At 54.1% G+C, this 15441-nt stretch carries 14 protein-coding genes; 11 read left to right on the top strand and 3 right to left on the bottom strand.

The window, feature by feature from the left end:
- The first annotated feature begins 202 nt into the window (after nt 1-202).
- The 4 genes from yieE (at nt 203) to AC07WB_RS12960 (ending at nt 4680) form a co-directional block, all read left to right on the top strand.
- Nucleotides 203-1069: a DNA-binding transcriptional regulator YeiE gene (gene yieE / locus AC07WB_RS12975; RefSeq protein WP_097096648.1), complete on the top strand. Its 867-nt coding sequence runs from the start codon at nt 203-205 to the stop codon at nt 1067-1069.
- Between the two features lie 136 nt (nt 1070-1205).
- Nucleotides 1206-2672: an amino acid permease gene (locus AC07WB_RS12970; RefSeq protein ID WP_097096649.1), complete on the top strand. Its 1467-nt coding sequence runs from the start codon at nt 1206-1208 to the stop codon at nt 2670-2672.
- Nucleotides 2673-2869: 197 nt separating this feature from the next.
- Nucleotides 2870-3895: a FecCD family ABC transporter permease gene (locus AC07WB_RS12965; protein WP_494941071.1), complete on the top strand. Its 1026-nt coding sequence runs from the start codon at nt 2870-2872 to the stop codon at nt 3893-3895.
- Nucleotides 3895-4680 (top strand): ABC transporter ATP-binding protein, encoded by a 786-nt coding sequence (locus tag AC07WB_RS12960; RefSeq protein ID WP_097096651.1) that lies wholly within the window; start codon nt 3895-3897, stop codon nt 4678-4680. Before AC07WB_RS12965 ends, AC07WB_RS12960 begins: the two co-directional genes overlap by 1 nt.
- Nucleotides 4681-4735: 55 nt before the next feature.
- Here AC07WB_RS12960 and fghA read toward each other — a convergent pair whose 3' ends face one another.
- From fghA to ptrR, 3 genes are all read right to left on the bottom strand, one after another.
- Nucleotides 4736-5578 (bottom strand): S-formylglutathione hydrolase, encoded by an 843-nt coding sequence (fghA, locus tag AC07WB_RS12955; protein WP_400456493.1) that lies wholly within the window; start codon nt 5576-5578, stop codon nt 4736-4738.
- Nucleotides 5579-5590: 12 nt separating this feature from the next.
- Nucleotides 5591-6715: an S-(hydroxymethyl)glutathione dehydrogenase/class III alcohol dehydrogenase gene (locus AC07WB_RS12950; RefSeq protein ID WP_097096653.1), complete on the bottom strand. Its 1125-nt coding sequence runs from the start codon at nt 6713-6715 to the stop codon at nt 5591-5593.
- Between the two features lie 68 nt (nt 6716-6783).
- Nucleotides 6784-7695 carry a putrescine utilization regulator PtrR gene (ptrR, locus tag AC07WB_RS12945; RefSeq protein WP_494940628.1) on the bottom strand — a complete coding sequence of 304 codons (912 nt, stop codon included), beginning with the start codon at nt 7693-7695 and terminating at the stop codon, nt 6784-6786.
- A 100-nt stretch (nt 7696-7795) separates the two neighbouring features.
- On the opposite strand from ptrR, the gene AC07WB_RS12940 reads away from it, so the two are divergent.
- From AC07WB_RS12940 to mglA, 7 genes are all read left to right on the top strand, one after another.
- Nucleotides 7796-8926: a YbfB/YjiJ family MFS transporter gene (locus tag AC07WB_RS12940; RefSeq protein ID WP_494940627.1), complete on the top strand. Its 1131-nt coding sequence runs from the start codon at nt 7796-7798 to the stop codon at nt 8924-8926.
- Nucleotides 8927-8985: 59 nt separating this feature from the next.
- On the top strand, nt 8986-9303 hold the full coding sequence (locus AC07WB_RS12935; protein ID WP_494940626.1) for a hypothetical protein: 318 nt from the start codon (nt 8986-8988) through the stop codon (nt 9301-9303).
- Nucleotides 9304-9470: 167 nt separating this feature from the next.
- Nucleotides 9471-10136 carry a GTP cyclohydrolase I FolE gene (gene folE / locus AC07WB_RS12930; RefSeq protein ID WP_097096656.1) on the top strand — a complete coding sequence of 222 codons (666 nt, stop codon included), beginning with the start codon at nt 9471-9473 and terminating at the stop codon, nt 10134-10136.
- A 52-nt stretch (nt 10137-10188) separates the two neighbouring features.
- The gene (gene yeiB, locus AC07WB_RS12925) at nt 10189-11349 is read left to right on the top strand and encodes a DUF418 domain-containing protein YeiB (RefSeq protein ID WP_494940625.1); all 1161 of its coding nucleotides are present in this window, start codon (nt 10189-10191) and stop codon (nt 11347-11349) included.
- A gap of 142 nt (nt 11350-11491) precedes the next feature.
- The gene (gene galS, locus AC07WB_RS12920; RefSeq protein WP_097096658.1) at nt 11492-12532 is read left to right on the top strand and encodes an HTH-type transcriptional regulator GalS; all 1041 of its coding nucleotides are present in this window, start codon (nt 11492-11494) and stop codon (nt 12530-12532) included.
- Between the two features lie 305 nt (nt 12533-12837).
- Nucleotides 12838-13833, top strand: a complete 996-nt coding sequence (gene mglB / locus AC07WB_RS12915) for a galactose/glucose ABC transporter substrate-binding protein MglB (RefSeq protein ID WP_097096659.1) — start codon at nt 12838-12840, stop codon at nt 13831-13833.
- 70 nt (nt 13834-13903) lie between these two features.
- Nucleotides 13904-15424: a galactose/methyl galactoside ABC transporter ATP-binding protein MglA gene (gene mglA, locus AC07WB_RS12910; RefSeq protein WP_097096660.1), complete on the top strand. Its 1521-nt coding sequence runs from the start codon at nt 13904-13906 to the stop codon at nt 15422-15424.
- Nucleotides 15425-15441 lie beyond the last annotated feature (17 nt).

Genomic DNA, 15441 nt, shown 5'->3' with positions numbered 1-15441 from the left:
AAAACCAAAATTAGAAGCGCACATTCCGTAGCGGCGCAATTCATTGCGCGATAAATCGCGCCGCTACAGGATCTGCGATGATTTATGCCGTGAGTTTGTCTAACGTTTTTCCTATGCCTAAATCCTGCGCTGCGCTGGTTTAAAAGTAAAATTGATAATATATTTATAATTAATCGGAATAAGTAATAGATGAGGAGGGCGCATGCACATCACGCTGCGTCAAATTGAAGTGTTTACCGAGGTGCTGAAAAGCGGTTCAACCACGCAGGCATCACAGGTGCTGGCGCTGTCGCAGTCGGCGGTCAGTGCGGCGCTGGCGGATTTGGAGAATCAACTTGGCGTGCAGCTGTTTGATCGGGTCGGCAAGCGTTTGGTGGTCAATGAGCATGGACGTTTACTCTATCCGCGCGCCGTTGGCTTGATGGAGCAGGCGGGTGAGATTGAGCAACTATTTAAAGAAGATAACGGGGCGATTCGCCTGTTTGCCAGCAGCACCATCGGCAACTATTTGTTACCGGGCATGATCGCCGCCTATCGCCGTGACTTCCCCACGCTGCCGCTGGAGCTCAGCGTCGGCAATAGCCAGGATGCGATTAATGCCGTGGCGGATTTCCGCGTGGATATTGGCCTGATCGAAGGTCCGTGTCACGAGCTGGATATTATCAGCGAACCGTGGCTGGAGGATGAGCTGGTGGTATTTGCCGCGCCCGATGCCGCAATCCTGCAGCAGCCGATTACGCTGGCAGCGCTCGCCGCCGCACCGTGGATTCTGCGCGAGCGCGGGTCGGGTACGCGTGAAATCGTTGATTATCTGCTGCTGTCGCACTTGCCACAGTTTCAGCTCGGCATGGAATTAGGCAATTCGGAAGCGATTAAACACGCGGTGCGTCATGGCATGGGCATTAGCTGTTTATCGCGGCGTGTGATTGCCGATCTGCTTGAGGCGGGCACGCTGGTGGAAGTTGTTGTTCCGCTGCCGCGCCTGACGCGTACGCTCTATCGCATCCACCATCGTCAGAAGCATGTGTCGAAAGCGTTAAGTCGGTTTCTATCGTATTGCCGTGAATAATTGCGGCTTTTATTACGCTGCGGCTAATAATTTCCGGCCGATCATGAAGGTAACTAATAACCCGACGTGAATGCTATACAGCTTGGGTCTTGGTGCTACAATCGCGCCTTATTTTTATCCAGCATAGCGTTTACACATGCATAATGACTCAAAAACAACACAACAACCTGGATTGCGCCGTGAATTAAAAGCGCGTCATCTCACTATGATCGCCATTGGCGGTTCCATCGGTACCGGCCTGTTTGTCGCCTCGGGTGCCACCATCTCTCAGGCAGGACCGGGCGGTGCGCTGCTTTCTTATGCGCTGATTGGCCTGATGGTTTACTTCCTGATGACCAGCCTTGGCGAACTCGCGGCCTTTATGCCGGTTTCGGGCTCCTTCGCCACCTACGGCGCCAAATATGTCGAAGAAGGTTTCGGCTTCGCACTGGGCTGGAACTACTGGTACAACTGGGCGGTGACCATCGCCGTTGACCTCGTCGCCTCGCAGCTCGTCATGAATTACTGGTTTCCGGATACGCCCGGCTGGATCTGGAGCGCGCTGTTCCTTGGCCTGATGTTCCTGCTCAACTACATCTCGGTTAAAGGCTTTGGCGAAGCGGAATACTGGTTCTCGCTGATCAAAGTGACCACCGTCATCATCTTTATTGCGGTTGGCGTGTTGATGATTACTGGCATCATGCGCGGCGCTGAAAATGCCGGCTGGCATAACTGGACGGTCGGCGAAGCACCGTTTGCCGGTGGTTTTGCTGCGATGATAGGCGTGGCGATGATCGTCGGCTTCTCCTTCCAGGGCACCGAATTGATCGGCATCGCCGCCGGTGAATCACAGGATCCGGCGAAGAACATCCCGCGTGCGGTCCGTCAGGTATTCTGGCGTATTCTGCTGTTCTATATCTTCGCGATTCTGATTATCAGCCTGATTCTGCCGTACACCGATCCTAAATTGCTGCATAACGATGTCACTGACATCGCCGTAAGCCCGTTCACGCTGGTGTTCCAGAACGCCGGTCTGCTGTCTGCGGCGGCGGTGATGAATGCCGTTATTCTGACGGCGGTATTATCTGCAGGTAACTCGGGCATGTACGCCTCAACGCGTATGCTGTTTAACCTGGCTCGCGAAGGCAAAGCGCCACGCATTTTCGGCAAGCTGTCGAAGGGCGGCGTGCCGCGCAACGCGCTGATCGCCACTACCGTGGTGGCGGGATTGTGCTTCCTGAGTTCGAAATTTGGTAACCAGGAAGTGTATCTGTGGTTGCTGAACACTTCAGGCATGACAGGCTTTATTGCCTGGTTGGGCATCGCCATCAGCCATTACCGCTTCCGTCGTGGCTATGTGGCGCAGGGGCATAGCCTGGCCGATCTGCCGTACCGCTCCGGCTTCTTCCCGCTGGGACCGATTTTTGCCTTTATTCTGTGTCTGATCATTACGCTGGGGCAGAACTATCAGGCCTTCCTTGCCGATCGTATTGATTGGTACGGCGTAGCGGCAACCTATATCGGCATCCCGCTGTTCCTGATTATTTGGTTGGGTTATAAGCTGGCACGCGGCTCACGCTTCGTGAAGTACAGCGAGATGGAGTTCCCAACGTTTAAAGAGTGAGTCGCCATGAATGGCGATCCTACGACACAGAGCGCGCATGATGCGCGCTTTTTTAACATTTGTTACCTGGATATAATTGATAATTATTATCACCTGCACTATTGTGGCTGCCGTTATGATTTCGACAAGAAACAGGTAGAACAATGCGTACCACGGACGCCACGCTGGTGGCGGAAAACGGCCATCAAGCCGACACCATGACACGTTATCGCCAGGTACTGCGTCAGCGACTATTGTTGATTGGCGTGTTGGTGCTGGCGATACTGGCATCGGTGATGCTGGATTTCACTCTCGGCCCGGCTGGGCTCTCCCTCGACACCTTGTGGCAAACGCTGACGCATCCCGATGCGGTTGATGCGGGCACGCGCGTGATTGTATGGGACATTCGCTTGCCCTACGCGCTGATGGCAGTGGTGGTGGGGTTTTCGCTTGGTCTCGCCGGTGCAGAGATGCAAACCATCCTGAATAACCCGCTCGCCAGCCCGTTTACGCTTGGCGTTTCGTCGGCGGCGGCCTTTGGCGCCGCGCTGGCCATCATCCTCGGTATCGGTATTCCCGGCATTCCCGATCAGTGGTTTATTTCCGCTAATGCCTTCGTGTTTGCGCTGTTTGCCGCGCTGATGCTGGATGGCGTAACGCGCTGGACTAAAGTTTCGACCTCTGGCGTGGTGCTGTTTGGTATCGCGCTGGTGTTCACCTTTAACGCGCTGGTCTCAATGATGCAGTTCATCGCCAGCGAAGATACGCTGCAAGGCTTAGTGTTCTGGACCATGGGCAGCCTGGCGCGTGCCTCGTGGGAGAAGCTCGGTGTATTAACCGCCGCGTTTGCCATCCTGATCCCGTTCTCCATGTTCAGCAGCTGGAAACTGACCGCGCTGCGCCTCGGCGAAGATCGTGCCGTGAGCTTTGGCATTGATGTGCGCCGTCTGCGTCTGGCGACGCTGCTGCGCATCAGCATTCTCTCCGCGCTGGCGGTGGCCTTCGTTGGGCCGATTGGTTTTATTGGTCTGGTCGCGCCGCACATTGCCCGCATGATGTTTGGTGAAGATCACCGTTATTATCTGCCCGCCAGTGCGCTGGTTGGTGCGCTGGTACTGTCGCTGGCGTCGGTAGCCTCGAAAAACCTGATTCCTGGCGTAATCATCCCGGTGGGGATTGTGACGTCGCTAGTCGGCGTGCCGTTCTTCCTCAGTATTATTCTGCGTCATCGGGGGACGGTGTAATGGAACAGGGATTACGTCTTAGCCATTTCTACGCCGGTTATCCAAAGCGCAAGGTGATTGAAGACCTCAACGTACCCGCACTGCCGCGCGGAAAAATCACCGTGCTGCTGGGACCGAACGGCTGTGGCAAATCAACGCTGCTGCGCGCGCTGGCCGGTTTGAGCAAAGGGCAGGGTGAGCTGTGGCTCAATGGTGAAGAGCTAATGGGCCAGCCGTTTGCCCGGCGGGCGCAGCGCGTGGTTTATCTGCCGCAAAGCTTGCCAGCGGGCGTGCATTTGCACGTGCTGGAATCAATTATTGTGGCGCAGCGCGCGTCAGGTGGCTTGCACAGCGCCTCGAGCGAAGCGGAGATCATGCATCTGCTGGATCAGCTCGGCATCGCGCATTTAGCCATGCGCTATCTCGATCAGCTTTCTGGCGGGCAAAAACAGTTAGTTGGCCTGGCGCAATCGCTGATCCGCCGTCCGGAGCTGCTGCTGCTGGATGAGCCGCTGAGCGCGCTCGATCTTAACTACCAGTTCCACGTGATGGATTTGGTGCGCCGTGAAACCCGTCTGCGCAACATTGTCACGGTGGTGGTGGTGCATGATATCAACATCGCGCTACGTCATGCTGACCATGCCCTGATGCTCAAAGAGGGTAATCTGTTGGCTGACGGCGAACCATCAAAGGTAATAACGCCAGAGACGTTGGCGCAGGTGTATGGCGTGCGGGGGCGTATCGAACACTGCTCGCGCGGCATGCCGCAGGTGATGATCGATGGATTGGCGGAGACGCTGGTTTAAATAAGGTGCGCATGAATGCGCACCCTACGTAGGGTCGCCATTTCTGGCGACCTCGTTACACCAACAAATGCTTCGCATGAAAACGCAGATGATCTTCTACGAAGCTGGCGATAAAGAAGTAGCTGTGGTCATATCCCGGCTGAATGCGTAACTCCAGCGGGAAACCTTGCTCACGCGCCACCGCTTCCAGCCGTTCCGGACGCAGCTGATCGGCGAGGAACTGATCGCTATCACCTTGATCGATCAGAATCGGCAAACGCTGCTCGACTTGCTTCATCAACAGACAGCTATCCCATTCGCGCCACGTCTGACGATCCTCTCCCAAATAGGCGGCAAAGGCTTTCTGCCCCCACGGCACTTCAGTGGGATTGACGATGGGCGCAAATGCGGAAGCTGAAGCAAAACGTCCGCCAAGACGCAGCGCCAGCACCAGCGCGCCGTGTCCGCCCATCGAATGACCCATTACCGATTGACGATCGCTCAGCTTAAAGTTATCCGCTACCAGCTCCGGTAACTCTTCGCTGAGGTAGTCGAACATGCGGAAGTTCGCTGCCCACGGCTGCTGCGTCGCATTGAGGTAGAAACCTGCGCCCTGACCGAGATCGTAGCCGCTGTCGTTGGCCACATCGTCACCGCGCGGGCTGGTGTCAGGCATGATCAGCACCAACCCCAGCTCCGCCGCCACGCGCTGCGCACCGGCTTTGGTGGTGAAGTTCTCATCGCTGCAGGTTAATCCCGCGAGGAACCACACCACTGGCGGTGGCGCATCGCTCTGCGGCGGCGGCAGAAAAATGCTGAAGGTCATTGGGCAGTTCAGCACCTCCGACTGATGGCGCCAGCGCTGCTGCCAGCCACCAAAAATGCGATGCTCTTCTAATAGCTCCAAAGTGGATGCCATAACGTCTCCTGATTATTTGGTAAAGTGCACCACTGTTCGGATCGATTTCCCTTCATGCATCAAATCAAACGCGTCATTAATCTCTTCCAGCGGAAGATTGTGGGTGATGAAATCATTTAATGCGAACTTACCGTCGAGGTAATCCTGCACGATGCCCGGCAGCTGCGAACGGCCTTTGACACCACCAAAAGCAGAACCGCGCCAGACGCGTCCGGTTACCAACTGGAACGGACGCGTGGAGATTTCCTGTCCGGCACCCGCTACGCCGATGATGACGGATTCGCCCCAGCCTTTATGACAGCACTCCAGCGCCGAGCGCATCACGTTGACGTTACCGATACATTCGAAGGAGAAATCGACACCGCCATCGGTCAGTTCAACAATCACATCCTGAATCGGCTTGTCGTGATCTTTCGGGTTAATCAGATCGGTTGCACCCAGCTTGCGCGCCAGATCGAATTTGCTGGTGTTGAGATCGATACCGATGATGCGACCGGCCTTCGCCATTTTCGCGCCGATAATCGCGGATAAACCAATGCCGCCCAAGCCGAAGATCGCCACGGTATCGCCTTCTTTCACTTTCGCGGTGTTCATCACCGCACCCATGCCGGTGGTGACGCCGCAGCCCAGCAGGCACACTTCTTCCAGCGGCGCTTCTTTGCTGATCACCGCCAGCGAGATTTCCGGCACCACGGTGTATTCAGAGAAAGTTGAAGTGCCCATGTAGTGGAAAATCGGCTTGCCGTCTTTAAAGAAGCGGGTCGTGCCGTCAGGCATTAAACCTTTGCCCTGGGTGGCGCGAATCGCCTGACACAGGTTGGTTTTGCCGGAGAGACAGAACTTACATTTGCCGCACTCTGGCGTATAAAGCGGAATCACGTGGTCGCCTACCGCCACGCTGGTTACGCCTTCACCAATTGCTTCTACTACGCCGCCGCCTTCGTGACCAAGGATCGCCGGGAATACGCCTTCTGGATCTTGCCCAGACAAGGTGTAAGCATCGGTGTGGCACACGCCGGTGGCCACGATGCGCACCAGCACTTCACCTTTTTGCGGTGGCATCAGATCCACTTCTTCAATTTTCAGCGGTTCGCCAGCTGCCCAGGCAACGGCGGCGCGGGTTTTAATCATGTTCATGCAATCCCTCTTCCTGTAGATGCGGGGGTAAGTAGCCCCGATGGTCGTGATGTCGATAACAAAGAAACTCACTCAGCAACGTGCAGCGGATGCCGCAGTTCGTCGTTAACCGGGCGGTCGTCAAATAATTCAATAATCAAATACTTCAGCGCTTCCACGTTGGGGGTAAACGCATCGCGCCGCCACATTAGCCAGGTGGCGGTATCGCGGTAGGCGGGCGGCAACGCATGTTCCTGGACGCGCGCACGGGCAGGCATCTGCGTCAGCACCGAGGCGGGAATCATCGCCACGCCCGCGCCACCGGCCACGCAGGCGACCATCGCGTGATAGGACTGAATTTCCATCACGCTGCTCGGCGCGGTTTGGCTCTCGCGATACCAGGCTTCCAGCTTAGTGCGGTAAGAACAACTGTTACGAAAGGCAAACAGCGTATCGCCCTGGACATCGCGCGCGCTGTTTATCGGCGCATGCTCCGGGCTGGTAATCAGCACCATCTGCTCGTTAAAGGCGATACAGCCGTTGAGATCATCGTGCGCTACCGGACCATCGACCAGCGCGGCCGCCAGCGTCCCTTCGCGCACTTTGTCGATGATTTCGCCAGAAGTATTAGTGATGAGCGAAAGCTCAACCGCCGGAAAGCGCTGGTGATAGGCCGCCAACAGCGCAGGCAGACGCGTCGCCGCCGTGCTTTCCATCGAGCCCAGCGCGAAATTGCCGCCTGGCTCACCGGCGCGCGCCATATTCAGCGCTTCATCGCTGAGTGCCAGAATACGTTGCGCATAATTGAGAAAATTGTGGCCCATCGGCGACAGGCGAATGCGCTGCTTCTCACGAATAAACAAGTCCACGCCAATTTCTTCTTCAAGCTGACGCAGGCGCGTGGTGAGATTGGAAGGCACGCGATGGAGCTGCTCGGCCGCGCGGGCCAGTGAGCCAGACTCGGCGACGGAGCAGAACATGCGGAGTTGTACTAAATCCATATTCTCTTCTCGTAAACAACTTCGTTAGTATTATTCACTTTTCGTGAGTTTAAACGTCATGCATGCTAGTGACAAGTGATAAAAACATCCTGAGGTCGGTATGGCGTTTCGCGTCGCGCTCAGCGCGTTCTTAAGTTTAGTGGTTGCGATGGGGATTGGGCGGTTTGCTTTTACTCCCCAGGTTCCATTGATGATTCATGATGGTCAGTTGACGCTTACCAGCGCCAGTTTGGTGGCGGCACTCAACTATCTGGGCTATCTGTTTGGATCTTTTGATGCCATGCGCGCGCACAAACGCGTTGAGTGGCGTCTGCAGGCGGGCGTTTGGGGCGCAGTCATATTGACGCTGCTTTCAGCGTGCGTCAGCGGGCCATGGTTACACGGCGTGATTCGTTTCCTGATTGGCTGGGCCAGCGGTTGGGCAATGGTGTTGCTGGCTGCCTGGGCCAGCGAGCAGCTGCACTTGCATGGACGTTCGGGTTTATTGGCCGCGGTGTTTGCCGGTCCTGGCACCGGGATTTTTCTCAGCGGCATGCTGGCTGTGCTGCTGCACGCCAGCGGCGTCAGTGCGGCGTTTGCCTGGGCGGCGTATGGTGTGCTGGCGCTGTTGCTCATTGCTGCCATTGCGCGTTTCCTCCCGCGCACGGGGCAACTGCATCGGCCCGATCAAGCAGCTGATCCGCTGGTGCTGAATGGCGATCTGAAGCGATTAGTGTTGAGCTACAGTCTTGCCGGGTTCGGCTACATTCTGCCCGCCACGTTTATGTCGCAAATGGCGGCAGCGCGTTTCCCTGATAGCGCATTCGCCCAGTTTGTCTGGCCGGTATTCGGCGGCGCTGCGGTGATCGGCATTGTGCTAGGGATCATCACGCGGCATTGGGGCAGCAGCCATCTCCGTCTCGCTATCGTGCTGTGGGCGCAGGCACTAGGCGTGATAGCGGCGATTGTGATGCCCGGTCTGAACGGCCTGATGCTCGGTGCGCTGCTGATTGGTGGCGGCTTCCTGTGCGTGGTGCAACTGGCATTGCAATATGGCCGCGAGCTGGCGCCGCAGCATACGCGTTATTTAGCCGGATTGTTGACCACCGGTTATGCGGTAGGGCAGTTGGGCGGTCCGCTGCTGTCGTGGATTTCCAGCGTGCTGTGGCATCGACTGGAACCCGCGCTGTGGGTCGCCGGCCTCAGCTTAATCCTTGCAGGTATACTGGTTTTACGCCGCCGTACAGCATGAAAAGCTTTCATCTTCTACTCAACTATGAAAGTTTGCAGTTTTTTTAGGGACGAAAAACAATGAAGATTAGCGATGAGATGATTTTAAAATCTGGATTCAACCAAAGTGATTTAGAAAAACTGAAGACTAATATTGCTAATTATGGGGGATCGCTAGATTCCGTCACTCATCACCTTGCAAATCGCTTTAATGCATCTAAGTGGATTACTATCGTTGCTTTGACCATCCTGGTTTTCACGCTAATGCTGGCATCAGAAGCTACCAGCATTACGCTTCTAGCCACACTGTTAATCGTATTGCCTTTCATCTGGTATTTAACGCCTTCAAGACTGGCATATAAGTGCTGGCGCTTACGAAAAAGGGTGGCCGGTTCTTAACTGGATCAGTGAGACATTAGGTCGAAAGCCTCTTTTTTGTGCGATTGACTCTCAAGCCTCTCAGATTGATTGCTGGATTACAGGCGCGGAGTGTTTCACAATACGCGCTCAGAATTTCCCCCGTGGGCGAAGACCCGCGGGCGCATCACCTGCCGGAGAAGAGTAAGATGAGCACCTTAAGTCAGGAAGCCGCCCTGGTTCACGAAGCGCTGTTGGCGCGTGGTCTGGAAACGCCATTACGCGCGCCGATACGTGATATGGATGATGCCGCGCGCAAGCGTGAAATCGCCGGTCACATGACCCAAATTATGCAGCTGCTGAATCTGGATCTGGAAGATGACAGCCTGATGGAGACGCCCAACCGCATCGCCAAAATGTATGTGGATGAAATTTTTTCGGGTCTCGATTACGCCAACTTCCCGAAGATCACCGTCATCGAAAACAAGATGAAGGTTGATGAGATGGTGACCGTGCGTGATATCACGCTGACCAGCACCTGCGAGCATCATTTTGTGATCATCGACGGCAAAGCCACCGTGGCCTACATCCCGAAAGATAAAGTGATTGGCCTGTCGAAAATTAACCGCATTGTGCAGTTCTTCGCCCAGCGTCCGCAGGTGCAAGAGCGCCTGACGCAACAAGTGTTGGTCGCCCTGCAAACGCTGCTCGGCACCAATAACGTTGCCGTGTCGATTGATGCCGTGCACTACTGCGTGAAAGCGCGTGGCGTGAAGGATGCGACCAGCGCGACAACCACTACCTCGCTGGGTGGCTTGTTTAAATCCAGCCAGAACACGCGTCAGGAATTCCTGCGCGCGGTTCGCCACAGCTAATCTTTGGGGCGGCGGTTTGTCGCCCGATTTCCTGTCTCCGTCAAGGCACTCGATGCAACGCTATCTCGCGCTGGATTTCATTCGTGGCTGCGCCATTCTCGGCATATTGCTGTTGAATATCGTCGGTTTTGCGCTGCCCGCGGCAGCCTATCTAAATCCGGCGTGGCAAGGGCAGGCTTCCACATCTGACGCCTGGACCTGGGCGGTCATGGATGGTCTGGCGCAGCTCAAGTTTCTTACGCTGTTTGCTTTGCTGTTTGGCGCCGGGCTTTATTTGCAAGCGCCGCGCGGCAGCCGCTGGATGTCAGCGCGCCTGACGTTGCTGGTGTTCATCGGCTTTATTCACGCACTATTTTTCTGGGAAGGCGACATTCTGCTGGATTACGGCCTGATCGGGCTGATTATCTGGCGCATGCTGCGCGACGTGCCGTCTGACCGCGCACTGCTACAAACTGGCGCGCTGCTTTATCTCGTTGGCTGCGGCGTTTTGCTGGTGTTTGGTGCCATTTCGAGCCCGAATCCCACGCGCTCCTGGCTGCCTGGCGCGGCCGATCTGGAATATGAAAGCTATTGGAAAATGCTTGGTGGTTGGGAAGCGGTGCAGAACCGGCTTGACCACTTGTCATCGGGGTTGATGGCGCTGGCCTCCCAATATGGCTGGCAGCTGGCGGGGCTGATGCTGATTGGCGCTGCCCTGATGCGTAGCGGCTGGCTTAGCGGGCAATTTAGCGTGCAGCACTATCGACGCTCTGCAGCATTACTGCTGACGATTGGCTGGCTGATTGCGATTCCAGGCATTGCAGCGCAGTGGATGATAGGCTGGGAGTTCCGCTGGACCGGCTTTTTTCTGCAAATACCGCGCGACCTCGCCAGCCCGTTCATCAGCCTTGGCTATGCCGCACTTTGCCTCGGCTTCTGGCCACAAATTGCTTCAACGCGATTAAGCTATGCCATTCAATGCGTTGGCCGCATGGCATTGAGCAATTATCTGTTACAGACGCTCATTTGCACCACGCTCTTCTATCGTTTCAATCTCTTCCTCAAGTTTGATCGCCTGCATCTGCTGGCCTTTGTCCCGGTAATCTGGCTAATTAACATCTTGTTTTCTGTGCTGTGGCTGCGATTTTTCCCACAGGGGCCGCTGGAGTGGCTGTGGCGTAAATTGACGCGTCTTGCCGCCGGAAAAACCACACCTTCTTCCTCCACCAGATAATGATATTCATCACAAAGGTTGCAGAATTGTATGTAACCGCTTTCATTGGTGTGACGTAATTCACGTAGTCGTTCCCTGTGCCCTGCCAGAATAGCGCCGTTACGCGCTTGTCGCGCATTTTCAGCCCCTGTGGAACAGCTGCATGATAACGATTCGTGATGTCGCTCGTCAGGCCGGTGTGTCAGTTGCCACCGTGTCACGTGTGCTCAATAACAGCAGTGCAGTCACCGCCGATACCCGAGAAGCCGTGTTGGCCGCGGTTGATGCACTCGACTATCGCCCTAACGCCAATGCGCAAGCCTTAGCAACGCAAGTCAGCGATACCATTGGTGTGGTGGTGATGGACGTCTCCGACCCCTTCTTCGGCGCATTAGTTAAAGCGGTGGATACCGTGGCGCAGCGCGTACATAAACACGTGCTCATCAGCAACTCATGGCACCTGGAAGAGAAAGAACGCCACGCGATTGAGGTGCTGATACGTCAACGCTGCAATGCATTAGTGGTGCATGCGAAAACGCTTTCAGACGCAGAGCTGATGCAATTTATGGATCACGTTCCTGGCATGGTACTGATTAATCGCACAATTCCTGGTTATGAGCATCGCTGTGTGTGCCTTGATAACGTTACAGGCGCACAGGTTGCCACGCGCATGCTGTTACAGCAGGGCCATCAACGCATTGGTTTTCTCAGCTCCAGTCACCCAATTGAAGATGTGACGCAGCGGCGTGATGGCTGGCTGCAAGCCCTGGCAGAGCAGGGTATTCGCCCGCAGGAGGCGTGGATTGCGCATGCCGAGCCCGATATGCAAGGGGGGGAAGCGGCGATGGTGGAACTGCTTGGGCGCAATTTACATTTAACCGCCGTGTTTTCCTACAATGACGGCATGGCGGCGGGGGCATTGACGGCGCTTAAGGACAACGGCATCCAGGTTCCACAGCATTTTTCAGTCATTGGTTTTGATGATATTCCCATCTCAAGATACACCGATCCGCAATTAACTACCGTCCGCTATCCTATTGTTTCCATGGCTAAACTTGCTACAGAACTGGCGCTGAAGGGAGCTGCAGGCGAGCTGGATCAACATGCCACACACTGCTTTATGCCGACGCTAGTGCGTCGTCATTCGGTGGCGCAGCGGCAAATTGTGGAGTCGGTCACTAATTCAGGCGATAGCCCTGTGTAACCGTTTCCAATCTGTGATTGTATTCACAGTTAATTAACATGCCGCTCACTATGATGGCAGCGTCTTACCGGACTGAAACATCATGTAACGCTGGGTAATCCTTCTCTCAGCAGGTTTCAGTAGCCGATTGAAATAGTTCACAACACTCTTCAGGAAGCGTTTACGTACAGGGAAGTCAGGATTGCGATGGTGGCCCGGCTTTGCGTTACGCGTCCGCCCCATGGATTCAAATTAAAACCGACGGCGCTGTCTGCCCGCAGGCATTACGGCGCAATGAAATGCCCTACATAAAAACCGGAGATACCATGAATAAGAAGGTTTTCACGCTCACAGCACTGGTTGCCAGCATGATGTTTGGTGCAACTGCGCACGCCGCCGATACTCGCATTGGCGTGACCATTTACAAATACGACGATAACTTCATGTCGATGGTGCGTAAGGACATTGAGAAAGAAGCCAAAACCGTCGGTGGCATCCAGCTGCTGATGAATGACTCGCAGAACGACCAATCCAAGCAAAATGACCAGATCGACGTGTTGATGGCGAAAGGCGTGAAAGCGCTGGCGATCAACCTGGTGGATCCGGCTGCTGCGGCAGTGGTGATCGATAAAGCGAAAGCCAACGATGTGCCAGTGGTGTTCTTCAACAAAGAACCAAACGCCAAAGTGCTGGCCAGCTATCCGAAGGCCTATTACGTTGGTACCGATTCTAAAGAGTCAGGCATTATCCAGGGTCAGCTGATTGAGAAGCACTGGAAGGCGACGCCAGCCTGGGATCTGAACAAAGATGGTCAAATTCAGTTCGCGCTGCTGAAAGGTGAGCCGGGCCACCCGGACGCTGAAGCGCGTACTAAATACGTGATTGATACCCTGAACAAAGACGGCCTGAAAACGCAGCAGCTGATGATGGATACAGCGATGTGGGATACCGCGCAGGCAAAAGACAAAGTGGATGCCTGGCTGTCTGGCCCGAACGCCGACAAAATTGAAGTGATCATCGCCAACAACGATGCGATGGCGATGGGTGCGGTTGAAGCGCTGAAAGCCCACAACAAAACCAATATTCCGGTGTTTGGCGTGGATGCACTGCCAGAAGCGCTGGCGCTGGTGAAATCTGGTGCGCTGGCGGGTACCGTGCTGAATGATGCGGAAAACCAGGCAAAAGCCACTTTGGATATTGCCAATAACCTGGCCAATGGCAAAGAAGCCACCGCAGGCACTAACTTCAAGATGGAAAATAAAATCGTACGTGTTCCTTACGTACCAGTAGATAAAGAAAATCTGTCGCAGTTTGTGAAGTAATTCATCCTGGGCGCGGCACTTCGCCGCGCCTTATTGCATCTGACCAACGCTTTATTTAGCCAGGTAAATTATGGCCAGTGAGAATCCGACCACACAGCGTGAATATCTGCTGGAGATGACGAATGTCTCGAAATCATTTCCAGGGGTTAAAGCCTTAGATAATGTGAATTTAAAAGTGCGGCCGCACTCCGTTCATGCATTAATGGGAGAAAACGGTGCCGGGAAATCTACATTATTAAAATGTCTGTTTGGGATTTATAAAAAGGATACGGGGAGCATCCTGTTTCAGGGTGAGGAAATTGATTACAAAAGCTCCAAAGAGGCGCTGGAAAATGGCGTGTCGATGGTGCATCAGGAATTAAACCTGGTTTTGCAACGCAACGTAATGGATAACATGTGGCTTGGCCGTTATCCGCGTAAAGGTGTGTTTGTCGATCAGGATAAAATGTATCGCGATACCAAAGCGATCTTTGATGAATTAGATATTGATATCGATCCGCGCGATAAAGTCGCCACCTTATCTGTTTCGCAAATGCAGATGATTGAGATCGCCAAAGCTTTCTCGTATAACGCCAAAATCGTTATTATGGATGAGCCGACCTCGTCGCTGACCGAAAAAGAAGTAAACCATCTGTTTACCATCATCCGTAAGCTAAAAGACCGTGGCTGCGGCATCGTGTATATCTCACACAAGATGGAAGAGATCTTCCAGCTGTGCGATGAGATCACCATTTTGCGTGATGGACAGTGGATTGCTACTCAGCCGCTGGAAGGGTTGGATATGGACAAAATCATCTCAATGATGGTTGGCCGTTCATTGAACCAGCGTTTCCCAGACAAATCGAACGTACCGGGTGAAGTCATTCTAGAGGTGCGCCACTTAACCTCGTTGCGTCAGCCTTCCATTCGCGACATCTCATTTGATCTGCATAAAGGGGAGATTCTCGGCATTGCAGGTTTGGTGGGGGCGAAGCGAACTGACATCGTCGAAACCCTGTTTGGTATTCGCGAAAAGTCGGGTGGCACTATTAAGCTGCACGGGAAAAGTATTAATAACCACAGCGCCAATGAAGCGATTAATCACGGTTTTGCGCTGGTGACGGAAGAGCGTCGTTCCACCGGTATTTATGCTTATCTGGATATTGGCTTTAACTCGCTTATCTCCAATATTAAAAAGTATAAATCCAGTATGGGATTGCTCGATAATAAACGCATGAAGAGTGATACCCAATGGGTAATTGATTCAATGCGCGTGAAAACGCCGGGTCATCATACGCAAATTGGCTCGCTTTCCGGTGGTAACCAACAAAAAGTGATTATTGGTCGCTGGTTATTAACGCAGCCGGAAATATTGATGCTTGATGAGCCAACGCGTGGCATTGACGTGGGTGCAAAATTCGAAATTTACCAACTGATTGCTGAGTTGGCGAAGAAAGAGAAGGGCATCATTATTATCTCTTCTGAAATGCCAGAACTGTTGGGTATTACCGATCGTATTTTAGTGATGAGTAATGGCCAGGTAGCGGGCATTGTTGATACCAAAACGACCTCGCAGAATGAAATCCTGCGTTTAGCGTCATTACACCTTTAATGAAGCAAGGGCTTTAA

It is taken from the genome of Pantoea sp. GW821-FHT03E06 (assembly GCF_059420725.1).
The sequence above is the reverse complement of the archived record's forward strand: the minus strand, read 5'-3'. Positions and strand labels throughout refer to the sequence as shown.